The 24,920-nt window shown below is 67.6% G+C and carries 17 protein-coding genes; 7 read left to right on the top strand and 10 right to left on the bottom strand.

What is annotated here, in order from left to right; translation table 11 throughout:
- The first annotated feature begins 28 nt into the window (after positions 1 to 28).
- Positions 29 to 592, top strand: a complete 564-nt coding sequence (locus QM588_RS04415; protein ID WP_283311726.1) for a hypothetical protein — start codon at positions 29 to 31, stop codon at positions 590 to 592.
- On the opposite strand, the gene QM588_RS04410 is transcribed toward QM588_RS04415, so the two are convergent.
- From QM588_RS04410 to QM588_RS04400, 3 genes are all read right to left on the bottom strand, one after another.
- Entirely contained in the window at positions 581 to 2,041 is a 1,461-nt protein-coding gene (locus QM588_RS04410) for a dynamin family protein (RefSeq protein WP_283311725.1), read from the bottom strand. The two genes, QM588_RS04415 and QM588_RS04410, sit on opposite strands and share 12 nt — an antisense overlap.
- Positions 2,038 to 3,846 carry a dynamin family protein gene (locus tag QM588_RS04405; protein ID WP_283311724.1) on the bottom strand — a complete coding sequence of 603 codons (1,809 nt, stop codon included), beginning with the start codon at positions 3,844 to 3,846 and terminating at the stop codon, positions 2,038 to 2,040. The genes QM588_RS04410 and QM588_RS04405 overlap by 4 nt, the downstream gene beginning before the upstream one ends.
- A gap of 152 nt (positions 3,847 to 3,998) precedes the next feature.
- Entirely contained in the window at positions 3,999 to 6,521 is a 2,523-nt protein-coding gene (locus tag QM588_RS04400) for an IniB N-terminal domain-containing protein (RefSeq protein ID WP_283311722.1), read from the bottom strand.
- A 256-nt stretch (positions 6,522 to 6,777) separates the two neighbouring features.
- On the opposite strand from QM588_RS04400, the gene QM588_RS04395 reads away from it, so the two are divergent.
- The 6 genes from QM588_RS04395 (at position 6,778) to QM588_RS04370 (ending at position 16,522) form a co-directional block, all read left to right on the top strand.
- Entirely contained in the window at positions 6,778 to 8,517 is a 1,740-nt protein-coding gene (locus tag QM588_RS04395) for an Hsp70 family protein (protein ID WP_283311721.1), read from the top strand.
- Positions 8,518 to 8,524: 7 nt separating this feature from the next.
- Positions 8,525 to 10,996, top strand: coding sequence for a helix-turn-helix transcriptional regulator (locus QM588_RS04390; protein ID WP_283311719.1), 2,472 nt, complete (start codon positions 8,525 to 8,527; stop codon positions 10,994 to 10,996).
- Positions 10,997 to 11,117: 121 nt separating this feature from the next.
- The gene (locus tag QM588_RS04385; RefSeq protein ID WP_283311718.1) at positions 11,118 to 12,296 is read left to right on the top strand and encodes a hypothetical protein; all 1,179 of its coding nucleotides are present in this window, start codon (positions 11,118 to 11,120) and stop codon (positions 12,294 to 12,296) included.
- Complete coding sequence (locus QM588_RS04380; protein ID WP_283311716.1) at positions 12,293 to 13,942, top strand: hypothetical protein; 1,650 nt, start codon at positions 12,293 to 12,295, stop codon at positions 13,940 to 13,942. The genes QM588_RS04385 and QM588_RS04380 overlap by 4 nt, the downstream gene beginning before the upstream one ends.
- A gap of 75 nt (positions 13,943 to 14,017) precedes the next feature.
- A complete protein-coding gene (locus QM588_RS04375) occupies positions 14,018 to 15,316 on the top strand; it encodes a S1 family peptidase (RefSeq protein ID WP_283311715.1) in 1,299 nt (432 codons plus the stop codon).
- An 87-nt stretch (positions 15,317 to 15,403) separates the two neighbouring features.
- Positions 15,404 to 16,522, top strand: a complete 1,119-nt coding sequence (locus QM588_RS04370) for a S1 family peptidase (RefSeq protein ID WP_283311713.1) — start codon at positions 15,404 to 15,406, stop codon at positions 16,520 to 16,522.
- Positions 16,523 to 16,534: 12 nt separating this feature from the next.
- Here QM588_RS04370 and QM588_RS04365 read toward each other — a convergent pair whose 3' ends face one another.
- The 7 genes from QM588_RS04365 to QM588_RS04335 form a co-directional block, all read right to left on the bottom strand.
- Positions 16,535 to 17,428 (bottom strand): glycoside hydrolase family 16 protein, encoded by an 894-nt coding sequence (locus tag QM588_RS04365; RefSeq protein WP_283311712.1) that lies wholly within the window; start codon positions 17,426 to 17,428, stop codon positions 16,535 to 16,537.
- Positions 17,425 to 17,649 (bottom strand): hypothetical protein, encoded by a 225-nt coding sequence (locus tag QM588_RS04360; RefSeq protein WP_283311711.1) that lies wholly within the window; start codon positions 17,647 to 17,649, stop codon positions 17,425 to 17,427. The genes QM588_RS04365 and QM588_RS04360 overlap by 4 nt, the downstream gene beginning before the upstream one ends.
- The gene (locus QM588_RS04355; RefSeq protein ID WP_283311710.1) at positions 17,646 to 19,871 is read right to left on the bottom strand and encodes a serine/threonine protein kinase; all 2,226 of its coding nucleotides are present in this window, start codon (positions 19,869 to 19,871) and stop codon (positions 17,646 to 17,648) included. The genes QM588_RS04360 and QM588_RS04355 overlap by 4 nt, the downstream gene beginning before the upstream one ends.
- Complete coding sequence (locus QM588_RS04350) at positions 19,868 to 21,022, bottom strand: glycosyltransferase family 2 protein (RefSeq protein ID WP_283311709.1); 1,155 nt, start codon at positions 21,020 to 21,022, stop codon at positions 19,868 to 19,870. Before QM588_RS04350 ends, QM588_RS04355 begins: the two co-directional genes overlap by 4 nt.
- Positions 21,023 to 21,120: 98 nt before the next feature.
- Positions 21,121 to 22,305 carry a glycosyltransferase family 4 protein gene (locus QM588_RS04345; RefSeq protein ID WP_283311708.1) on the bottom strand — a complete coding sequence of 395 codons (1,185 nt, stop codon included), beginning with the start codon at positions 22,303 to 22,305 and terminating at the stop codon, positions 21,121 to 21,123.
- Between the two features lie 198 nt (positions 22,306 to 22,503).
- On the bottom strand, positions 22,504 to 23,538 hold the full coding sequence (locus QM588_RS04340) for a GNAT family N-acetyltransferase (protein WP_283311707.1): 1,035 nt from the start codon (positions 23,536 to 23,538) through the stop codon (positions 22,504 to 22,506).
- A 417-nt stretch (positions 23,539 to 23,955) separates the two neighbouring features.
- The gene (locus QM588_RS04335; RefSeq protein WP_283311706.1) at positions 23,956 to 24,612 is read right to left on the bottom strand and encodes an ammonium transporter; all 657 of its coding nucleotides are present in this window, start codon (positions 24,610 to 24,612) and stop codon (positions 23,956 to 23,958) included.
- Positions 24,613 to 24,920 lie beyond the last annotated feature (308 nt).

Below are 24,920 nucleotides of genomic sequence, written 5' to 3'. Positions count from 1 at the left end.
GCACCGCTGACGGATAGACTCCTGCACCGTGGCCGTAGAACCGAACGATCCGACAGCAGGCCGGCCTCGGCCTGCCCGCCCGCAACCACCGCGGCCGGAGCTGTCCGTCGAACCTCTTCGGCCACGACAGGAATCCACCGCAGACTCCCGTCTGCCGAAGATCGCGACCGGACTGTGGGCGGTGACCGCCGCATTGATCCTGGCGCTGGCCGCCGTCATCGCGCTGAACTGGAACGTCGTTCTTTCGGGCGTCGAAACCGCCGTGGCTCAGCAGGATTCGACGGCAAGCGCCGCAGACGTCCGGAACACGGCGTCGGCCACCCTCATCTCGAGCGGTGCTGCCGCCGCCGTGCTGGTACTACTCGGGTTCGTCTCGTTGAACCTGCTCCGCGGCGCAGCCACGTCGTCCAAAATATTGATGGGCGCGGTAGGAATTCTGACCATCGGGGCGGCCGTCACGTTCTCGACCTTCGTCTCCGACGCCTCGGCCCTGCTCGGCGGCGTGCTGCAATGGGGTCCGTTCGTCGTGGCAGGCGCTGCCGCAGCCGCCACGGTCGTCGCGCTGCTACCTCGACGCCCCTCACGTCAGTGAGGCGAGAATCCCTTCGGCACTACGTGCGGCGAGGGCACACGAATTCGACGTGAACCGGTCCAGAAGCGGATGCTCCGAGAGGGATCGCCACTTGCGCACCGCAGCCAGTGCCGTGTCGCGCTGCTGAGTGTGCCCCGCATCGGGCGGCAGATCGAGACGCTCGGTGGCGGCGATACCGAAGCCGCCGATGATGCGCTGCAGATCGAGCAGTCCTCCGTCGGGCAATGTCGTTGTGACCGAACGCAATCGGCCGAGCAACCGTAGTTCGGCAAACCCGTGCACGTCGGCGAGCATCCTGCCGGCTTCGGTACGCAGCGCATGCGACTCCGGCCGGAACTCCAGAATTCGTTGTAGCGCAACCAGAGCCGAGTGCAGCTTCAGCTGATCCGCACGCTGGCCGAATTGCACGTCGATGACCGAGCGAAGTTCGGACAGTCCACTGCGCTCGACCAGGTCGGCCGCCAGTGTCGGCGAATCACGCACACCGAGCCGAATCAGCGTCACGGCCATCCGAATCCCGAACAAGCCGAAGCGGTCGACAATGCTGGCGCGCAGGGCGGCATCGACGGGCAGAGTGCTCTCCGCCCGCACGAACCGATCGGCCGAAAGCATCGCCAGCTGCAGATCCTCGGTCGGTACCGTCGCGAGCATCTGGAATGCGGCGAACTCGCTCTGCCGCAACGTCTCTGCTCCCAACGCCAACAGCCCTGCCACCGGGACGACGGCCTGGCACAGTCCGGTGGCTTCGAGCTCGGACGCGAACCGGGCCGCGACCTCCTTGGCCGACATCATCGCGTCCATGCGGCCCGAGCCGACCTCGTCCGCCCGGGAGACCACCCCGATTACCCCCAGTGGCCCGGAATCACCTCCGACGTGTGCCCCGATCTGCCCGAGAAACGAGACGTCCGTGGCATTGAGGGTGCGCAGCAGGTAGACCACCGCGTCGGCCCCCGACGACGAATTCTCGGGGGTCAGCATCGCCAACGTGCGCGCCGAGACATCGCGAGAGAGCGACGAGGTGCCGGGTGTGTCGATGATCGTCGTCTGCGCCAAAGTACTTGCCGGCCATTCGACGTCGAGGCGATCGACCTGCGCCGCCGTCAACGCACCGAGATCGAACGTCAGCCGCCCGTCGCGTCGTTGCACCGGAACGTTCGCCGCCCGATCGCCGTCGTACCAGGCCGTCACACTGGGTGAGACGCCGTTGCGATACCACGTGACGACCTTGGTGCATTCGGTGGCGTCGGTCGGCGCAATATCCTGCCCGACAAGCGAATTGAGCAGAGTGGACTTGCCTGCCTTGAGCGATCCCGCGAGCGCGACCCGGAGCGGCTCGTCCAAACGGTAGAGACATTCGTCGAGCATCCAGGACGCCTCGGCGTCGCCGGCGTACGTCGACCGCGCTGCCGAGATCAGATCGCGCGCTCGGGCCAGTGCCGTCACGCTCATACCGCGACGTCCTTCACCAGACGCGTTGCGCGAGAGTTCAATTCCGAGACCAACCGCATGTCGTTCTCCAGCTGCGCGATCCGGGCGGTGCGGTCGGTGTTGTCGGCGGCAGCGGCCTCCTGCGCCGAGCGCAGCGACTCGTTGAGCGAACGCAATGTCTGCTCGGCGATCGAGGTGAAGTGATCGCGCAGCACCCGCTGGATCTGTCGCAGCCGATCCTTCGACTCCTTGCCCACCTGGAAGCTGACGTCGTCGGTGAAACGGCGGATCGCCATCTTGGCCTCGGAACGACGCGCCTTGACCCGGTTTTTCTTGTCCTCCTTGTAGGCCTTGGTACCCAGCAGAACACCCGCGCCGATCGAGATGGGGTTGAGCAGACTCAGCCCGACGAACGTGGTGATCAGACCGAACATCAGTACGCCGCCGTAGGATCCGCGCATTCCCACGAGCACTTTCTGCGTGATACCCACCCGACCCGACTCCAGATCGGCCAGGGACGTCACGGGCTCGAGCACATTGTCGAGGTCGCCCAAATCGAGATCGGGGAGGGCCGCCGCCCCGGACGACGCGAAATGCTCGGCCACCAACTCCGACAACCACAGCGCGCGCTCGTGTGCCCATACGAAATTATCGCCCACCGACGCGGCGATCTGCTCTTCGAGCCATTCGCCCAGTTGCGGCCAGTCCTTCCCCGGATCTCCCTCGTCGACGGTTTCCTCGGCCTCCCGGGTGACGCGCCGCAGTCGGTCGCGCAGGTCGTGATCGATGTCCGACGCGAGATCTGCGATTCCGTCACCGAGCGTCTGTTGCCACTGCGAGGACCTCTTGTGCAGTTCCTCGGCGGCGGACTTGGCACGCTGGAGCCCGGCGACCGCGGCGGCCGCGCGCTCCGGATCCTTCAGCGCCGCAAGCTCACTGCCGAACGACAGTGTCAGGTGCTCGGTCACCGAGCGGACGTCGAGGGATACCGATGCGCGAGCCAGCACGTCGGCTCGTGCCACCACGTCGTCGCGCAGAAACGCGTACAGCTGCTGGAAGCCGGATTCGGCATTGAGTTCCTCGTCGTTCAAACGCACTGCGTGCGAACGCAACAACGACGACACCGGCAGCATCTGCACGGTGATGCCTGCACGGTCCAGATGTCCACGGTTGGCCTCGACGATCTGTCGCCAGTGGGGATACAGATCGATCTTGGTGATCAGCACCGCCACAGCCGGGCACAGGCCCTGCACCTGCCGCAGGAACGCCAACTCCGGCTCGGTGAATTCACGGGAGGCATCGGACACGACGAGCACGGCATCGGCCGACGGAATCAGACCCAATGTCCCTGCCGCATGCGGATTTCCGTGGCCGCCGACTCCCGGGGTGTCGACCAGCACCAGGCCGTCGGCGAGCAGCGGGCTCGGTACCGCGATGTCCAGCCGCAGCACCTCCCGGCCCTGGGTGCGGGGACTCGCCGGTGTGACCGTGGTGATCTCCTCGAGCGGTACGTCGACGCGAATCGGTTCGTCACCGGGATTCGCGAGCACGAGCTGCGCGGAGAAGCTGTCCGCGTTGGACACCACCGTCGGAATCGCGGTGGTCTCGTCGTCGCCCACCGAGCACACCGTCAGATTCAGCAGCGAATTCACGAACTGGCTCTTGCCCTGCTTGAGGGGTCCGACCACGATGATGCGACGGCGAGGGTCGAGCACACGCGACTTCGCTGCCTCGACTCGATCGACCAGATCGGATCGTCCCGCCGATGTCGCCACCTTCGCAGTGCGATCGAGCAGCTCGGCCAGTTCCGTAGATTGCCCGTCCATACCTGTGTCTCCACAACCCATCTCGTCGACTCCTGCAAACCCAGCTCGTCCCGCAGGCCGCATTCCCAAACTCTAGCGACGACTCGGCCCCGAGTGTCGTTGAACGCTCGGGGCCGGCTCGTCACTGCGTCACCTGATCACAGGCAACTCGATCAGGGGTTCAGCGGGTCGATGTCGTGGTCGACGGTCAGCGAGTGGCCCAGCGAATCTGCTGCCGAATCGACCGATCCGTGCAGGTTGCCGCCGGTCTCGCCGAACAGGTCCGTGCTGCTCTCGCTCTGTCCGAAGACGTCGGAGTCGACACTCGACCAGCCCGTGCCGGATGCGTTCGCGCTGGAATCGAAGGAGCTCGCGGACTCGAAAGATCCCTCGGCTCCCGACTGCACTGCACCGGTGACCTGGCCACCGAGCTGCGCGGCGGAGTCAAACCCGCCGGCCACGGAACCCGCAGCGTCCGCACCAGCATCCAAACCCCCGCTCACCGTGGAGGCCAGTCCGCCGCCGATCGAGCCGCCGGCATCCAGTCCGCCGCCGATGTTCGACGCGATCTCGCCGCCCACCGAGGTTCCGGCGTCGACGACGCCGCCCACGGTGCCCTCTAGTCCTCCGGTGACGGTTCCGGCCAGGTCACCCGCGGCGGAACCGGCCAGGTCACCTGCCGATTCGAGTCCTGCACCGACCTGGGTACCGGCGTCGATTCCGCCGTTCACCGCACCGGTGAGGGTGCCTTCCAGACCCGCACCGGCCTGAGCGGCTGCGTCGACACCGGTCGAGACACCGCCTGCGACACCACCTGCGACACCGCCTGCGATTCCGCCACCGAGGCTGCCCAGTCCGGCCAGGCCGCCGGTCAGGCTCGTGCCCGCGTCGACGAGCCCGGTCAGTCCGCCGGCCACGTCGCCGCCGACGTTCCCGACTGCCGTCAGGCCGCCGGTCACATCTGCTCCTGCGCTGCCGACGGCCGCGAGGCCACCGGTGATGCCTGCGCCGACGCTGCCGACTCCGGCGAGGCCGCCCGTCAGACCGCCGCCGAGGCCACCGAGTCCGGCCAGGCCGCCGGTGAGGTCTCCGCCGACGTTGCCGAGCCCGGCGAGGCCGCCGGTCAAGCCGCCGCCGAGGCCACCGAGTCCGGAGAGGGTGCCTTCCACGGTGCCGGTGAGATCGGCACCTGCCGATACTGCAGTGTCGACCGCACCGGCCAGCTGAGCGCTGAGATCGGCACTCGCGCCGAGTGCGGCTCCGAGGTCGAGAGTGGCTCCGGCGTCGACGATCGCTTCGACGGCCGTGCCGAGCTGTGCGCCTGCAGCGCCGCCGACACCGAATGCGGTTCCGAGAATTCCTTCGAGGCTGCCCGTGACGCCGCCGGTCAGCGCGCCGGTGATTCCGCCGGTCAGCTCACCCGTCAGCTCACCCGCCAGTTCGCCGGTGATGCTGCCACCGATGCCCAGACCCGCGCCGAGGGTTCCCTCGATGGCGGTGTCGATGGCCGTGGCCAGGTTTCCGACGACTCCGGCGTCGAGATCGAGGACGCCGCCCAGTGCTCCGCTGACGACCGTGCCGATGTTGCCGCCTGCTGCGAGGAGTGCGTCCACGTCGATGTCGGCGAGGGCACCGGCGTCGAGTACTGCACCGAGTGCGGTTCCGATGGATCCTGCGATGGCACCGTCGACGGCGAAGAGTCCGCCGAGGCTGCCACCGATGCCACCGGCGATGTCGCCGACCAGCACGGCTCCGGCTTCGGCGGATCCGCTCAGGGCTGCCGAGATGTCTGCGGTGAGGTCGGCACCGACCGTTCCGAGTCCGGCGAGAGCGCCGCCGATGCCTGCGGTCAGCGCGGTCCCGAGGCCGCCGACGATGTCCAGCCCGGCACCGGCGTCGAGCACGGATTCGAAGACGCCACCGACGGCAGCGCCCAATTCGGCACCGACGGTTCCGCCGACTGCGAAGAGGGCACCGAGCGCGCCGGACAGTCCGCCCTGGATGTCGGCCAGCGCGGCGAGGTCGACTGCGCCGGTGGCACCGATCGCGGCGTCGAGGGCTGCTTGCAACTGCGCAGCCAGGTCGGCGCTGATCTCACCGCCGATGTCTGCGCCTGCTCCGATGAGTCCCGTGAGCGCAGCGCCGAGTCCGACCGTGCCGCCGAGAAGGCCGTCGAGGTCCAGATCGATTCCGCCACCGAGTCCGCCGCCGATGCCCGCACCGGCACCGATGAGCGCGTCGAGAGCGCCACCGAAGGCGGCTCCGAGTTCGAGGCCGATCTGGCCACCGACGGCCAGAGCTGCGGCGAGGGCTGCCTGCAGCGACGCTTCGATCTCGCCCGCCACGTCGATTCCGCCGGTCAGGGTGCCACCTGCGGCGAGCCCGCCGCCGGCCACTGCTCCTGCTGCGATGCCGAGTCCGGCCGACAGTCCGCCGCCGAGGCTCGCGCCTCCGGCGAGTGCGCCGTCGAGGCCTGCGGATCCGCCTGCACCCAGGATGGCGGAGAGCTGGCTGCCTGCACCGGCGAACAGTCCCGACTCGGCGACCAACGGGGCCACCGCGACGATGTCTGCGTGGGTGACGCCGCCGAGGCCGGCAGCGGCCAACGTCGTCTCGGGGTTGGCGCAGTAGGCAGCAGCGGCGTTGTCGTCGCGCAGCAGGCCGAGAATGAAATCGAGTACGGCGTTGGTAGCCATGTGAGTCTCCTTGACGAGTGATGCTTCGTGGTTGATCACAAAGCTATGGCCCGCAGAGCCCCCGCCCAACGGGGACGATCCCCCTACTGCCCCGGGGGTCGCCAGGGGACTTGCATTAGGGGATCCGAGCGCTTTAGGGGATTTACCTCGTTGCACGCTCTAACCTGCTGTGAGACGTAACGAATCGGGGCACCGAGCCGACAGTGCGGGTAACGGCGGTGGGAACCAGGGCAGTGCGACAAGAAGGTGGCGGCAGATGAACGCAGGGCTCGGCATACGGATCGGAACCGTGACGGCTGTTGCCGCCCTGGATACCGACCCGGTGACCTCGGTGGTCAAGCGTTCGGCCCTCGATCTTCGTCCCGGTGCGGCCCCCGGTCTCGCCGACCTGTGGGACCGCTCGACGCGCCATCTCATCAGTGGATTCGCCGATCGCGTCGGTGACCCCGTCGAACTGATCGACGACGACGGCCGCAGTCACCGCGCCGAAGACCTGTACGCCACCGCCACCCGAGCCCTCGTCGCCGACGTCTCCGCCGGTGTCGACTCCTCCCCCGCCGTGGTGGTCACCCACCCCACACGCTGGACCGCTTATACCGTCGAAGTACTCGGTGAGGCGCTCGATCGCGCAGGCCTGACCGACGTCACTCTGGTTCCCGAGTCGGTCGCCACGATGCGCTGGCTCGAGGTCACCCGCGGAACCCAGTCCGACGGTCTCGCGGTCGTCTACGACCTCGGCGCGACTGCTCTCGACGTCACGCTCATGCGGACCGGGTCGGACGCAGGCGTGGTCGGAACCGGCGTTCATTCGCAGGAGTTCGGCGGCGCGCAGTTCGACCACGAGATCATGCAGTACGTGCTCGACACCGTCTCGGGCAGTCAGTCGTTCGAGTTCGATCCCTTCGATCCCGACACCGTCGGCGCATTGGTCGAATTGCGCGCCCGCTGCGGCGAGGCCAAGGAACAGCTGTCCTACGACACCTCCACATCGCTGACCGTGGACCTGCCGGGGCTGCACACCGAAGTACGACTGGTGCGCTCGGAGATCGAAGACCTCGTTCGCACATCGCTGCTGGCCTCCATCGGCGTCGTGCGTGACGCAGTCGCGGCCGCAGGCCTCGAGGTCACCGACATCGATCAGGTGGTCTTGACCGGCGGCAGCTCGGCCATCCCCCTCGTCGCCGAGCTCGTCTCGACCGAACTGCGAGTACCGGTCGTGGCCGGGCCGCGCCCCGAACTGACCGTCGCGATCGGAGCCGCAATCCTCGGCAGCGACATCGCCGGCGCCACCGCCGCGGACGACGCAGCAGCATTGGCTGCGGTTCCCGCCGCGACTGCCGTTGCCGCGCCGATGCCCCGTCCCACCCCGCGGCCCGCCCCGACGGCAGTGGCGTCGGAATCGGGAATGTCCGGACGCAAGAAGGCAGGCCTGGTCGCCGGCTCCGTCGTCGTACTGGCCCTACTCGCCGGCGGCGGACTGTCGGTGGGAACGGCCCTGACCTCCGACAACACGACTCCGGCGGAGTCCAACTCGCAGACCTCCATCTCCGGCACCCAGACTCCGGGCAGCACCGCCGCGGTGGCGGGCGTCGAGTCGACAACCGGCCCGACCGGTGAAAACGGTTCTGCAGCAGTCGCTTCCACGGGTGCACCTACCACCGTGGTCAACGCCGACGGCAGTGTCACCCAGATCGATCCGGCCACCGGGGCTCCTGTCGCCGGAGCGCCCGCCGCTGTCCCCGGCCAGAACGGGGCCGCCACCGTACCGACCATCCCGTCGATCGCCGCGCCGACGGTGCCCAACTACCAGCCTCCGGCCGTGCAGGTACCGCAAGCACCGCAGTTCACGCCACAACCGCTACCGACGTACCAGGGTCCGACGCTCGGCGATGTCGGTCAGGGCGTCGGGCAAGGCCTCGGCGGCGTTGTCGGAGGTGTGGGTCAGGGCCTGGGTGACGGACTCGGCGGGGTCGTCGGCGGCCTGACCGGTCGATAGCCCGACCGTGGCCAGCACCCTCTCCGCTCTCGTCGGCGTCGAGCGCGCCGATCGATTCGTTCGTGACGCGTCGTCCGGCACCGGCGTGCATGTTGTCGTCGGGGTGAACGGCTCCGGCCGATCCGCGGTGCTCGGTGCGGTCGCGGCAGCCGCGACGACGGTGCATGCGGGCAGTGTCACCGATGCGCCGTCGGGTGCAACGGTTCTGGTCGACGACGCGCACCTGTTGCCGGACCACCGCGTCGACGAGATTGCCGCTGCGGCAACGCGTTCGGACATCACCCTGGTTCTCGCCACGGCCCCGCGCCGATACGATTCCCGGATCGAGAAGCTCGTCGCGTCCGCAGGTGCCGCTCGCCTGACGCTGGTACCGCTGGACAAGACGTCGATCTCGACGCGGGCAGCCGCCGTCGCTCGGCCGATCTCCGCGTCGCTGGCGAGCGCGATCGCAAAATCCACCGGAGGGCTGCTCGTCGCTGTCGACGCAGCACTGGCCGCGCTCGGGGGCGAACGGTCCGACCCCACACCGCTGCGTGCGGTCACCGAATCCGTTGCCGAACAGCATCGCCGAATCCTCGTCGACACCACCGACGACACCCGCGCCGTACTGCTCGCGGCTCGCTTCGGCCTCGTCCCGGACCCGGTCACCGCGGCGCAGCTCGTGACGCGACCGGTCGACGCGGAGACGGTCGTCGATATCGCGTGCAGCTCCGGTCTTCTCGACGCCACGGGCGCGTTGGTCCCGTCGGTCGAAGGCCCCCTGACCGAGATGATCGGGGAGCGTCGATGCCGGGTGCTGCTCGATCGCATCACCGAGGTAGCGGCGGGATTCGGCCTACTCGACGCCTCGGCCGCGCGCGCGTTGGCAACGCACGGGGTCGTACGCGCAGACCTCGCCGGCTTCCTTGCTGGACAAGCCGATTCGGCTGCCGCCGAATCAGCGGGCGTGCTGTACGACGCGGCAGCAGCGGCGGGATTCGACCCGTCGGCACTCGCGGCGCGGCGGGCAGAGGTGGCCGCCGCGACCGGACACCTCGACGAGGCAGGCCGTCGCGCCGACGAGATCCTCGACGCGGCCACCGATCACACGCAGGTCGATCTACGCACTGCGGTCAGGGTCTCGGCGTCGATCGCCGCGCAGCGCGGAATGGTCTCGCGCAGTGCGCAATTGTTCGCCTGGCTCGGGACGGATCGACTCGGGACCGACGCGGTGTGGGCTGCATTGTCGGCCGCTGCCGCCGGCGACCGCCCTGCTGCCGACCGCGCACTGAGTGTCGTGGCATCGCTGGCACCGACGTCGAACACCGCGTCGGGTGCGTTGCTCGTCGACGGGGTCCTCGGTTCGATCGACTCGCGTAGCGCTGCTGCGTCGAGTGCGGCGACGAACGCGCTGATGCGCGCGGTCACGTTGACGGCCGCGCCGTCCGATCGTTGGTGCGCTCCCGATTCGGCAGCCGCGGTGGCCGCCCTGCATGCGGTGCACTGCGGTGATCTCGCCCGCGTCGATTCCGTCATCGCCCGCGCCCTACCCGAGCTGCGTCCGGGAACCGAGGCCCACACGCGGCTCGTTCTCATCGGCGGTTGGGCGGCCATGCTGCGAGGAGACGCCGCGCAGGCCTGCCACCTGGTCGACCCGCTCGAGATCCCCGACTCGCACGTGCGCAATCATCTGTTCCTGCACGGCATTCGAGTGGGGTTGGCCCGCAGGTCCGGGGACGCCGGATCTCTCGTCACAGCGTGGACCCAGGCGCAGAACGTCGTTGCCGCGTACTCGATCGACCTCTTCTCCCTCCTGCCCCTCGGCGAATTGGTGCTGGCCGCAACACGAGTGGGCCAGTTCGATCGCGTCGAGCACCTCGTGTCCCAGGCCACAGCACTGCTCGCCGCGCTGGGGGATCCGCCCGTGTGGGCGTCGGCGCTGCATTGGTATCAGGTGCAGGCCGCCATCGTGGCGCAGACGCCCGAAGCGCTGGTGCCGCACGCGAAAGCCCTCGCGTCCGCCGCTCCGACTCACCCGTACAGTTCCGCACTCGCCGCGGCGGGGCGGGCGTGGCTCGGCGTTCTACAGGGCAGGCCCGACGCCGCAGAGGTCGAACTCTCGGCGCGCACCCTCACCGCGTTCGGTCTGCCGTGGGACGGTGCCCGGTTGGCGAGCGAGGCCGCACTGACCGTCGCCGACACCGCCACGGCCACCTCGTTACTGCACATCGCCCGGTCGCTGCGCCAGCCCAGCTCGCATCAACGGGACACCGCCGGGACGACGCCGCAGCCGTCGGGATCACTGAGCGAACGCGAGGCCGAGGTGGCCGAACTGCTGGTTCTCGGCGTCACGTACCGCGAGGTGGGCAGCCGTCTCTACATCTCCCCGAAAACCGTCGAACATCATGTGGCTCGCATTCGCCGCAGACTCGGAGCCGGGTCGCGCTCGGAACTGATCTCGATGCTGCGCGCGATGGGCTACGGAGCATCGACCACCTGACCTCGACAATCTGATGCCCCCTACCGCGGGTGTAACTGTGTGAGGATCCGAAGCGACATAACGACCGAACATCGACTCCGAGCCCAGGACAGGTAGATATCCCCATGACCGAGCAGCCCGCATGACCGAGCAGCCCGGCGGGGCGAGTATCGGCGCACCGGACGTCGGCCTCTATCTGGACGACGAGCAGGCCGTCGCGGCCGTGTCGCACCCCATCGCGCCGGGGCCGTCCCTGCATCTGGCGTCCCTGCACTCGACCGTGCTCAATACTCATCCCGACGGCACCGTTTCGCTCGGTGATGCCACCGACAGCGACTCCGAGGCGTACACGCACTTCCTCGACTCGCTCGGTGACGGCGTCACCGGCAGCCGGGGCACCGTCTTCCCCGCCGAGCAGCTGACGTCGATGGCGCTGCTGTGCCTGCTCACCGAGGTGGCGTCGTCGATCGATCTGCGCCCCGGTGATCTCGCTGCGGCCGCCACCTACCCGGCCCGCTGGACCGCCGAGCAGGTGTTCGCCCTGCGTTCGGCCATGAACGGGCACGGGTTGGCGCACGTTGCGCTCGTATCGGAAGAGGAGGCGTTGGACGCCTGGAACTCGTCGATGCGCGCAACCATGGAGAAGAAGGACACTGCCGTCGCCGCGGCTCGTGGTGCAGCGATTCTGGCTGCCCGCTACCCGGTCGACGCCGTCACCGAACGCCTCGCCGTCGTCGGCGCACCGACCCGCCCCGACCGTCGCCCCCTGTTCGCTGCCCCACTGTTCGCCGCCGCAGCGTTCGCAGCCGCGCTGACAGTCGGTGCCGGGGTGATCGCATTGCAGCTCGGCACGTCCGCCGACACCCCGGTGCCCACCATCGAGAACGCTCAGGTCGCGCCCCCGACGACGACGTCGGGAATCCGGCCGGGTGGGCCCATCGACTTCCCCACCGCCGTCGTCGAACCAGCGGTCGAATTCGTACCCGCCGTCCCGCCGGCACCGATCATCACTCCGGAGACCACGGCTACGGACCCGACCCGGGACCGACGCTCCGAACGCGACGCCGCCGAGGTCGACACGCGACCCGCCGTCGACCTTCCGGAGGCCACCGACACCGAGGACCCCACCACGACACCGCCGACCGACGACGGTTCGGTCGATCCCGAGTTGCCCGACGACGACACCGCCGAGGACCCGACCGACGACACCCCGGTGAAGCCCGGCCCCGACGAGAACGCCGGCGAGAACACCCAGGCCGGACGTCTCGCTCCGCCCCAGGACCAGGCTCCGGCCGGAGCTACGACGGGCGGCACTCCATGAGCGGTGCCGGGCATCTCGGAATCACGATCGGAAACACCAGGTCCGTTGCGGTGTATCGCGACTCGACCGCGTTCGAACCCACCGTCGTCGTACTGCCGACGACACTGAGATTCGACGACGACGGCCGTGCCCATCTCGGAGAGCCCGTCGACACGGCACCGTTCACTCGCTTCGTCGATCTGGTCGGCAAACAAGAAGATCTCGAACCCGATGCCGACGCGTATCGCGCCGAGGATCTGATGGCCAACGCCGCGAACTGCCTCGTGAGCATGTTCTCCGAGACGTCCGAATCAGCGTCCACGCCCGTCACGACGATGACGTATCCGACGCGATGGCCCCGCGAGAACATCGCTCTGCTGCGCGACGCCCTCGATCACACCGGTCTCAGCGACGTCGCGCTGGTTCCCGAGGCCAAGGCCGCGAGCGCTTTCGCGCAGCCGAGCCCGGGGGCAGCAGTCACCGTGATCGACATCGGGGCCACCGGCACGGACATCTCGACGTACCCGGGCGGCGGCACCGAGCGCACCACCGCCGTCAGCGGTGACGTGTTCACCGATGCCCTGTTCGATCACGTGGTGACCGATCGCGAACACCTCGACCTGTCCGACGCGGCAGTCCTGGCCTCTCTCACCGGTGTCGTCGCATCCTGCGAGCAGGCGAAACACACGTTGAGCACCGAGGACGTGGCCACGATCGCGGTGGAGCTGCCCGGCGTCTCGGATACGACGGAGGTCACCCGCACCGAGTTCGCCGACCTGATCGCGCCGACGTTGGGCCTGCTCGACGTGCCGACGACCGGCACGGTCGTGCTCACCGGTGGCAGTGCTGCCCTACCGCCGGTGGTCGCGGACATCGGCGAGCGCACCGCAGGCGCACTGCTCGTCGAGCCGCTCGCTGCGGCTCGCGGCGCACTGAACATCGCCGAGATCGAGGACGTCGACGGCAACTCGATGGTGACCGGCGCAGCGCCGGTGGTCACGCGCAACGACGGCTCGGACTCTCTCGATACCGACGCGATCCCGGTGGTCGCTCCGCCGCCGCCACTCGCGTTCTCCGAGGCGATACCGGCGGTGGCACCGGTGTTCGGCCCGTCCCAGCTGCGCTCGGAGCCCATCGTTCCGGCCGGAGATCCCGACGGATCCGGCCCGGCGACCCAGCAGTACGCCGCAACCGCATACTCCGGTGCGATGACCGAGAACAAGAAGGAACGCAGCGAGCGCTCGCGTACCGTCACCACGATCATCGCCGGTGCCGGTGCGGGCGTGGTCATCGTTCTCGTCATCGCAGCCCTGAGCGGCGTGTTCAGCAGCGGACCCGCGACGACACCGCCCACCGTCACCGACGCCGGATCACCGGTCACCACCTCCGCGCGGGTGCCCTCGACCGCACCGACCACGACGACCGCACCCGCGGCTGCTCCCGAGGTGGTGCGGGAGCCGACGGCCGAGGAGTACACCCCGCCCCAACCGGCTCCCCTGCCTGCGCCGCCGCCCGCGCCGGAACCGACACCGGCACCACCTCCGGTGGTCACGACACCACCCGTCGCGGTGACCACCACTCCGCAAGCAACGACGCCGACGGAAACGACGACGACCACCACCACCACGACTACGACGACCACCTCAGCGACAGTCCCAGCGTCCTGACCAGGGCGAACACTGGTTCAGTTGTGCATGCCCTAGGGTGGGGCGCTGATGCCAAGCACCCGATGAAGGGATTTCATGCGTAACACCGGGGCTCTGCGTACTGCAGTGCTGTGCTCGACGGCTTTCGTTTTTCTTGCTTCGTTCTCCGGAACAGCGGCAGCCGAACCTGTGGTTCAGTCGCCCGCCGATCAGCTTCCGCGGGAGCTCGTCGAAGCCGTGCAGCGAGATCTGAAGATCTCACCGCAGGAATACCTCGATCGTGCGGCACGCGCACAGGAGCTGTCGGCCTACGCCTCGGATTTCCGCGCGAGCCGACCCGCCGATTTCGCCGGTGCCTGGATCGGACCCGACGGCAATGCCGTCGTCGCCGTCACGTCTCCGGCTGCGGCGCAGGCCGTTGCCAAGGACGGCTATGCCACCGCGCAGTCGCCGGTGTCCGCGGACGGTCTGGAGAAGTCGCTGGCAGATCTGAACTCGTGGATCGCCGGCCTACCCCGTGAGATCTCGGAGCAGATCAACGGCACAGCCATCGACTTCATCGACAACCAGATCGTGCTGGACGTGGCGAACAGTCCGATCGGCCGGGCGTTGAACCTGCCGACACTGCTCGCCAACATCAAGGTGACGCTCGCGCCCGGTGGCGACAAGCCGGCCGACCCGGCGCCGATGGGCGGCGACACCTACGTCACCACTGCCGGGCCGATCGCCGACGCATCGCCGACCGAGATCAGCATCTGCTCGTTCGGCTTCAACGCCGTCGACGCCGACGGTAGTCCCGTCAATCTGACTGCAGGACACTGCAATCCGAACAAGGCGACCGGGTCCGGTGGAGCGCCGGTGTACCTGCCCGATCCGGCCGACATCGCGCGCAGCTCCCAGATCGGCTCGTTCGATCGCTCGAGCCTGGGAGCACCGGACGGTCTCGACTGGTCGGTCATCGGCCTCGACGCCGCCGGGCAGAAGGCCGGGCTGGACCGCCCCACCGTTCGCGGGGCCAACGGCAGCACCGTCACCGTCACCGGAACGGCATCCCCCGTCATCGGCGCACCCGTCTGCAAATCCGGGCAGTCGTCGTCGTTCACGTGCGGTGTAGTGGCTGCCGATCGCGTCGAGACCCAACTGTTCATGGAGGACGGCACGTCGCGCACCGTGCGCGGCTTCGCCAGTACCGCATGCACTTTGGCCGGTGACAGCGGCGGGGCCATCGTCACCGGCACGCTGGCACTCGGCATCACCAGCGGATCCAACAGCGGTGGAGCACCCGACTGCACCGAGGCGAACCTCGCGCTGGCGCAGTTCGGCGGCACCGCCAGCTTGGGCATTCCCATCGATCAGGTCACGCGTGCGACCGGAGCTACCGTCCGAACCGGGTAAGCAGGTACGGCGGAGGCCGCCGACCCCCTATAGTCGTGTGCGGAGTGAACGGCATCACATCGTTCGATGCCCGGGGGGAAGGTCGTTATGCGTCGCCGTGCGTGTGCACTATCGGTCACTGCTGTCTCGTTGCTCGTGGCGACGGTGGTGTCTGCACCCACTGCCGTTGCGGCGCCGCCCGAACCGGCGTCACTGGCCGACGCTGTGGCACGCGATCTCGGGCTGAGCCCTCAGCAGTTTCTCGACCGCGCCGACACAGCGCGCCGGTTGGCCGAGTTCACTGCCGCCGCCGGCCCGGCGGTCCGCGGCCATCTCGACGCGGCAGGGCTGCCGGTCGTCGCGGTCGCCGACGGACCGTCCCGGGCGGATGTGGTCGACGCGGCGGCGGCGGCCGGGTTCATGATCGATCCGGCTGCATTCGACATCCCCGCCGCCGTCCTGGATTCACCCGTGTTCGACGCAATCGGACCGCTCCTGGACCGATTGCCGTTCGATCCCTCGCTCACTGCCGGGCCCATCCGCGCCAGTTCGTATCTCGGGGGCGACAGCTTTCTCGCCGGCACCCCGGCCGGAGCAGGTCTACGTTGCTCGCTGGGCTTCAACGCCGTCGATTCGACGCGGGGAGCCGTCAACATCACTGCGGGACATTGCGATCCGGGCGAGTCGAGCACCGGTTCCGCAATCACGACGGGCGCGTACCCCATGTACGGCAGCCTCGTCGGCTCCAAGTTCGGCTCGTTCTATCGAACCAGCCGGGCGCACAACGATTATGCGCTCATCGACATCGACGACGGCAACACCGGGGAATTCGAGAGCAACGCAATGCGGGTCCCCGGGTCCGGCCCACTGTTGATCACCGGTACGGTGGATCCGGTCGTCGGCGCGCCGGTCTGCAAATCCGGAGCCACCACCGGATTCAGTTGCGGCACAATCCTGTCGACGGGCCAGCACGTCACCATGGGCGGCAATGTCTTGGACCGCAGCTTCTCCACGTCCATCTGCGCCCTGCGCGGCGACAGCGGCGGGCCCATCGTCAGTGGCACGCTCGCCGTGGGCATCGCCAACGCGTCGAACGTGGGCGATCAACCCTCATGCGAGATCGCGACCATCGTCAGCATGCTGCAGGGTCAGCGTCCGGAACTGTTCGCGACGCCGGTCAACGACATTCTCGCCGAGAACCCGGGCCTGACGGTTCGTACGTCGTAGGCCGGCTTCGGGTCAGTTCTGTTGTTCCAGCAGAACCGATCCCGACGGAGTGTCCTCCACGACGGACGGTGTCCCGTCCGATTCGTACACCGACACCCAGTCCACATCCACGTTCGCGACGTCGGGCGTTCCCGCCCGGCCGCATTCCCCGACGCCCCACGATTCGAGCTTGGTGCACGCGCCCGCCTGGGCCTGGATGCCCAACCACATCGGCTTGTCCGGGATGGATGCTCCCAGTGGGGTTCGCGCCCAGACCTTTCCGTTGACCAGATACCTGATCTGCTCGGGGTCCCATTCGACTCCGACGGTCTGCCAGTCGTTGGTGTCCAACTGCAGGTTCGCCTGTGAGAAGTGATGTTCTCCTCCTGCGCCGCTCCAGTGCAGGAACGACGACATCGTCTGCCTCGTCCCGTCGGCGCTCTCGGCGATGTCGATCTCCGGCGGCCACACCTCGTCGGCAGGCCACAGCAGAATGTGGTAGCTGATCTCGTCGGATCGGTCCGCACGCAGCCGTACGTCCCACTTGCCGTACGTCTGTGACACAGGCGAATTCGAGACGCCGCCGGTCACCCAGCGGCCGTCCTTCTGCTCGGCGCGCAGCCGCAGTGCGCCACCGGTGACCGAAGCCTGTTCGTACTCCCACCAACTGGCCGGGTCACCTCCGGGTTGGCCGTAGTACGCACCCCAGTCGTCACCGAGATCGCACCGGTCGAAATCGTCGACGAAGGTCTGCCGCCACCCCGGTAGGTCCTCCCGAGGCACGGCGTCACCCGACATGACGTCGTCGGCCATGGGGTCGCACCGTTCGCTGCTGACCAACGTGGGTCCGGGTCCGCTCGACTGCGCACAGGACACCGTCGTCGCCACGACCAGCAGGGCCACCGACAGGCCGCGTCCGAATCTCACTCCCAGATCGCGATCTGCTGGAACCGCACGATCACGACGACTGCGGCCAGGAGCAACAGCACGATCAGTGTCGCGGAGAGCACCACCGCGCGGTTGATGCGTCCGCTGCCGCGCCCGATCGCACCGTCGGAGGGCACCTCGCGTTCGCGCAGTACCGACGAGACGACCAGTGCCGCGAACAGGGCACCGAATGCGAGGAAGCCGAGCCACAGATCGGTCATTTGAGCACCACCGGTGGGGTGGACGCATTCTGCAGAATGGTCAGGTCGGCGGTTTCGACAACCACGCGATACTCGTCGGATCCGACCAGCACGCCCAGCTGTTGGTCGACGACCGATTGCGAATATCCGTACTGCAGGTAGATCTGCGCCGACGATTGTCGCGTGGTGAACACGAAGTCGGGGTTCTCCTTTCGGACGCAACCGCTGAGATCGTCGAGGCACTCGAACGATTCCATGGTCGCCACTCTGACGTCGTCGAAGTAGCGTGCGGACACCAGCCCGGCCGCCGTTCCGATGACCATGATTTCCGAGCCCTGCGGAACCGACCGCATCAACGCGTCACCGTATCGGATCTGATCCTCGTCGGTGTGCTCGAACGAAGTGTTCAACCCGCGAGTTGCCGTCAGTATCAAGGCAATTCCGAGGATTGCCGCGGTCGCGGCGACGGTGCGCGACCAGTGCCGTGGCTGGGCCGATCGACCCGTGAATCGTCGAATGATCGCGAAGGTGCGCACCAGCGCGTCCGCGGCGTAGGGCGCGATGAACGGCGACGCCAGCACGAAGCACCGGATCACTACCTCGCCGCCGTAGCTCTGCACCAGCACCAAACCGAAGGGCACCATGCAGAGCAAGCCGCCGATGAGCCACGTCTTGCGTCGGCGGTAGGTCAGCCAACCGGCGAACGCGAACATCAGCAGCGCGCCCGACGCCGCCAACCGCAGATACTGCATCTTCTGATACAGCGGATCGGCACCGATCCGGTCGCTGACGCCGCCCTGCACCGCGCCCGACACCTGGCCCACATCACCGAGCACGTACGCGAGGTGGCCCTTCCAGTAGTCGACGGCTCCGTAACTGAACCAGGCCACGAACAGCGCGACCGCGAACAGCCACAGCAGTCGGTAGCGCGTGGTCCCGGTGAGCGAGAACAGGAACAGCGCCGCGATCAACACGATGGGCGTCAGCTGGTGAGTGATGACGATCGCCGCGATCATGACGATCATCAGCGCCTCGATCGCGAGGGTGCGGCCGGCACCGACACCGGGGACCCTGCCCAGAGTTCGCCTCGGCACCGTGACGATCCACCGACGCCACGACCGCGGGGCCGACGGCAGGGGCGCACTGCGCAACTGCCACAGCAGCAAGGCACAGATGGTCAGGTACAGCATGGTCGCCGTCGGCTGCGGCGCGAAGTAGTCCTGCTGGTACCAGTTGAACGACAGGTAGAGGATCACCGCGATCCACGCCACGCGCCTGCGCCCGGTCAGCGACAGCGCGATCGAGTACAGCGGCAACATGGTCACGCCGCCGTAGAAGAGCGGAGCCCACAGCAGCATCGGAGACAGGTCCGACAACGCGCCGGCACCCGACATGTGAGCTCCGGCAGAGAAGAATCCGGCCCAACTGAATCGCGCGTCCGACGGCGGTGGCAGACCCTGCAACGACGCGATGATGTCGATCAGCCCGCGATGGGTGTACGCCGTCGGGATCGAGGTGACGCCGTCGGCCAACGACACGTACATCGTGGTGAACATGATCAGAGCGAGACCGGCCGCGCCGAGTACCACCGGGTCGAGTCGGGCTCGCGAGAGCGCCACGGCGATCACGGCTGCCACGATGGCCAGCGCGACGAGGTAGCTGAAGCCGATGTGGGTGATGACGCCCAACGCCCCGGACGCCTGCGGCCTGAGCACCTTCGTCGCGTGAGCGAACAGTACGACGGCGACGGCCACCGCGCCGAGCAGGACGTACCGGGTCACCACCGCAGTCCGGTCCGGGCGCGGTCGGGGCACCGCAGGCACCAGCGTTCGCGACGCCCACAGAATGAGCGCGGCGGACACCGCACAGATGTAGAGCTGCACCGTCACCGGACGCAGATTCCCGGTGACGACTTCGGCCTGCGCGATGATCAGCATCGTCGCGAACGAGATCGAGACCGTCACCGAACCGACCAGTGCGGGCTGTCGGAGGCGTAGCAGCACCGCTATGGGCGCCCCGGGCAACAGGGTCGCGGCGGCGACGACCACGGCGACCCGCAGCCCGTTGGGTACCGCACCCGCGTGATCGGATCCGGCGAGGATGGCCAGCAGCGTCGACGCGATGGCGACCGCTGCGGCAGCGAAGAGCAGCGCTTGCGCCCCGCGATAGCTCGAGTCCGGTCGCGTCGGATCGGCTCGACCTACCGTGTCCTCGGGTGCGTCGGCGGTGTCGGTGACCGTCATGAATTGATCCCGGAGCCGCGGACCGTGATGGCCTTGACGTACAGGAACGGCCCGCACAGGTAGCCGTAGAGCTCGGTGAGCTTGAGATCGCGAGGCATCGGCGGAGCCCCGTCCGCGAAGCGGTTCTCCTCGGGTGCGAGAAGCATGCGGAATGCGGTCGGGAGCCGGCCGAGCAGGGCGCGGGCCGGAGCTCCGCCGTCGAGAAAGAGTTTGGTGACGATGGCGGCCATTCCGCTTCCGTACCCGAACATCTGCTCGCGCAACGCCTCGTGATCGGCTCGATGATGATGGCCGACAACGGCCGTCGGGTCGTAGACGATCGTTCCCCCGCGCAGCACTGCACGTCGGAACAGTTCGAGGTCCTCGCCGCCTTTGGTGGGCGTGCCAGGGCCGATCCTCTCGTCGAATCCCGCGAGCGAGTCGAAGGCAGTCTTTCGGAACGACATGTTGTTGCCGCTGCCCATCTCCCCGGCCGTGTAGGGGAACAGCGCTGCGGTGCCGCGTGCACCCAGTTCTTCGTCGATCGATCCGATCGGCGCGAGGGTCCAGACAGTGCGCGTCGAACCCTTCTCGAACAAGCCCGATTCCTCGAACCACCGCTGCTGATCGGTCTCGACCTCGAGTCCGACGACCCGTCCGGTCACCCCGGCCACCACACCGTCTCGATCTGCCGCGTACACCTGCGCCACGGCGGCGAGCCACTGCGAATCCGGTTCGGCGTCGTCGTCGGTGAAGGCGATCACGCGGCCCGACGCGTGCCGGGCACCTGTGTTTCTGGCTCTCGAGACCCCGCGGCGCGGCTCACGCACGACGATGCAGCGGGGATCGTCGATGGACTTCAACGCGTCGTCGACCCGTCCCGACGTGGGTGCGTTGTCCACCACCACGACTTCCACGGCCGGGTAGGACTGGGCGAGCACGGCTTCGACAGTGCCCGCCAGCGACGGCCTGCCCACGGTTCCCACGACGACGGTGATGAGGTCGCCGTCGACGAACCGCTCTGCTGCGCGCAGCGGTTCCGGAGACCGCCTGGGTGCCAGGACCCAGCCGGCCCCGGCCATGGTCGCGGTCGCCGTCGCGGCAAGTACGGCAACGCCGACCCGCTGCGGGGTGCGGCGGCGCGGGACGCCGGGGGCGATGTGGTCGAGCATGAAGAACTCCGATTCGGTACGAGCGTGTGCGTGCGGATGCCCCGACATCCGACGGCTGGGTTGCGTGATCGGCTCCGCTGCAGAGCCGATGCGTCACTTCATGTGGTGCGCTTCTTCCCGATTGCTGAACTGTAGATGTCGGCGAAATGCTTCGCGCGATGTTGGGAATCGAACCGGGCGGTGGCTTGCCCTCGCGCGGCCTCGGCGAGGGTGGCGGCCAGGTCGCGATCGGTCAGCATCCTGCACAACTGCGCGGTCAGCGAGTCGACGTCGCCGGTTCGGGCAACGAGGCCGGTGCGCTCGTGCGAGACGAAATCGACCAGGCCTCCGGTGTCACTCACCACGACCGGCACCGCGCAGGCCTGTGCCTCGAGCGCGATGAGCCCGAACGGTTCGTCCTGTGACGGGCAGGCCAGCACATCCACGGCACGCAGTGTCGACGCCACCGCATCCGTTCGGCCGAGGAAACGATGCTTACCGGGCAGCAACCGTTCCGCGGCCTGGTGCAACTCCACGAGGTAGCCACCGTCGTCCTCGCTGGGCGCGCCGACGATCGCCAGATGCGCGTCGACTCCGGACCGACGCACCCGTGCCACGGCATCGATCAGCACGTCGAGCTTCTTCTCACGGTCGATCCGGCCGACGGCTGCGATCAGTGGAGCATCGGGATCGGCGGTCATGCCGGCCCGCAGAGCCGGGTCACCGGCACCCGGCGCGAAGGCCGTGGTGTCGATTCCCTGGTGCACCACACTCACCCGTCCACGCGCACGCGTCGGGAGTTGCTGTGCTGCAGCTGTGCTGACGGCGACCGTGTGGGTTGCCGTCGCCGCGATCGCGGCGAGCAGTGCGCGCCCAGGTCCGGCGGGGACGATGTCGTGCAATTCGACGACCACCGGGGTGCGCGCGAGTCTGGACGCGAGCACCGCGTCAGGATGCAGCAGCAGATGGTTGGAATGCACGACGTCGAAGTCGCGGGCAGCCCGCCGAAGTATCGACACCGTGCGTGCGCTCTTCGGCACCTGCGCCGCGAGCCCGCCGAGGGGATGCAGAGACTTCTCGCCCTGACGATGGATTCCGATGCGTTGCGGCAGGTCGAGTGGCAGGAACGGCAGCCCGGCAGCACGCCACCACTGTTCGGTGTCGCTGCCACCGGGTGCACCCAGCGTGACGTTCACGCCCAGCGGCCGCAATGCCAGCGCCACGTTCCGAAGGCTGTGATCGGTTCCGCCCACCGATGTCGACAACGAGACCGCGAGTACCTGCACGTCGCTGACTCCGTCCACAACTCCGGTTTCCCGTCCAATAGTTTGTTTGACTCCATTACATCGTACTCAGGGTCGGATCAAAGCTGCGCTTCGTCCACAGTCAGTGCACAACTTCCCGAACAGGTCGCAAAACCCGAATCGATAGAGAGCACCGCTGACATGGCTTCTCCAACAGATGCGTGGTGGAACGCGCGCAGTCCGAGGGTCGGGCTGCGGTCAGCGCAGTGCGGGCCGCGTTCTTCTGATCCGCCGGGCATGCGCAACCGCAGGCGAAAGTTCCCACGCCATCAGGGTGTCGATCATCACTTTCGCGAGCAGCCCCGACTTCGGAGATGCTGCGATCGCGTGGACACCGTAGTCGGCGTTGGTCCAGGACTTCTTGATCTCGTTCACGCCGAGGCCCTGATCGAGCACGGTGACCCCCAGATCGTCGTGCGCCTCGACGAACCACTCGATCATTTGGTGGCCGGGTTCGAATCTGCGCACTCTCCGATCGTGATGCGTCAACCACGCCTCGATCCGGTCGCCCGTGCGTATCCCGATATCGTGCGCCATCCAACGCCCGCCGACGGTGAGGCCGGCGATGATCACGCGCCCCGCGACGGCCTCGGCTCGCAGGAACTCCCGGGCCGTGCCACTTCCCAGGAAATCGACGTAACGCGACCTCTCGGAGGCCGCTGCGGCGAGGGTGGAGATGTCGTTCCATCGCCGGTCGAGGTGTTCGACGTCCTCGATCACTTCGATGCGCATCGGAGTCCCCGATCGTGAAAGCTGGTTTCGGTACTGCCGTAGTCGCTTCAGGGTCTTCGTGCTGCGCAGATCGCGGGGCGAGACGCCCTCGGGTACCTGAATCAACGGCACCCGCTCGCGGGCGACAACCCGAGCCGAGAACGCCGGGTGACGGCGAAGTGAGCGTAGATTCCGATCGTCGACCATCGAATCGGCGAACACGAGTGCGTCGAGTCCGGCGATCGCATCCCACAGCTCCATCGACGCATCGTCGTCCACGGCGAGCAGTTCGGTCGGCACTCCCTGCCCCACGCCGAGAGGCCTGGCGACTTTCACCGGACCGAGACTGGTCACGCACAGCGGCGCGAACGCCACGAGGTCACCGCCGCGTCGCACCTCGACGAACCGAAGCGTCCCATTCACGTTGCGCGGGGCATTCAAACCGAAGCTGGGGCGCGAAGAGAACACCGTCCCCACCTGGCTGGCCAGCGCGCTCCACTCCGAGTGCAAACGGGCACTCATCACATCTGGGCACCTCGAATCAGCGGTGCTGTGCGTGCGCATGGCGTTTACAGTACCAAGAGTTGGTAAAGAAGGGCTAACCATCCTTCCCGTCCACATACCACCGATGAAACATTCGTCTGGCAACCGAGTGATCACTGCGGCGGACAAGCTCGTGCCGACACGACTCAGGCCCGCCACTCTCACCTGACATAGGTGGTGCGCCTGCGATTGTGCCGACGATTTCCCCAACGGTGGTGCCGGTGACGAGCCGCCGATGCGGTACCGAACGCTGTCGCGATACCGGGCTGCACATTACTGCCACGCCGCGAGGTTCTCTTCAGACGAGGTCACCGTCGTAGTTCCGAGGCTGCGTGCGAACTCAAAAAACCCACGACCTCGCTGAGATCGTGGGTTTTTTGGATAACTGCGCTGTGACTACTTGGCCCAGGCCGAGGTTCCGGGGGCCGCATTCAACGTGTTCAGAAGATCGATGCCGGCAACCACGAGGGTCGGACCGCCAACCACGATGGTTCCGATGATTGCTCCGAGAGCAGCACCCGCCGGAACGGTAGCGAAGACCAAGGGTCCGATCGCAATGCCGGCCAAGCCGAGGCCCGCTCCAACGATGGTGCCTGTCAGGGTGCCGACTGCCGTTGCAATTCCGAGCTGCGACGAGAAGTTCTGCTGCGCCTTGTAGTTCTCTTCGGGCGAGGCAACCGTCGTCGCGCCGATGCTGCGCGAGTTGGCCGAGGCCTTGGAGAGGTCGAGCTGCGGCACCAGACGCAGGGTCTTGCCGTTGTCGTCGACGTTCTGCTCGTACGGGAAGTTCAGTCCGCCGAGGTTGAACGACAGCGGGAGGGTGACGAGAGTGTTGTCGGCAGCGTCGAGGACGTCGACGGTCTTGCCGTCGTCGGCAACCTTGAAGACGCCCGCATCGATGGTGGTGACGATGGTGCGGTCTTCGAGCTCGACAGAGTAGTTCGTGTCGGGGGTCGTGGCGCTGCTGTCGGGCTGCGCGTAGGCGGTTCCGCTGGCCAGACCCGTAGCCACTGCTACGAGAGCCGAGGTGACGACCAGTTTGCTGAGTTTCATGTGGTGTTGTGTTCCGTTTCTGTGCATGTGCTGCAGTGCTTTTGGCGGCAAACCGTCGAACGCGACATCACCCCGAATGACGTCCTCGCACCTCTGGTCCACAGGCAGTGTAAACCATCAATCAGACCGGTCGTTGTGCTACTGCCCCTTTACCGAGACCGAAAAGTTATGAACAATCACAACGCCCAAATCGGACAGGAAGACCGAACTTTTGTTCGGTTTCACGTGGGCTTTCGTGTACGGCGCGGCTGTCGGCACATCTCGAGCTTCGGGCCGATTCGGCCGGGTTAGGACTGCCTTCTCACAGG

Origin of the sequence: Rhodococcus sp. IEGM 1354 (assembly GCF_030056855.1) — a bacterium.
In the GTDB taxonomy this organism is placed as follows: Bacteria; Actinomycetota; Actinomycetes; order Mycobacteriales; family Mycobacteriaceae; genus Rhodococcoides.
Note: the sequence above shows the minus strand (reverse complement) of the source record. Positions and strands in the feature narration are given on the sequence as shown.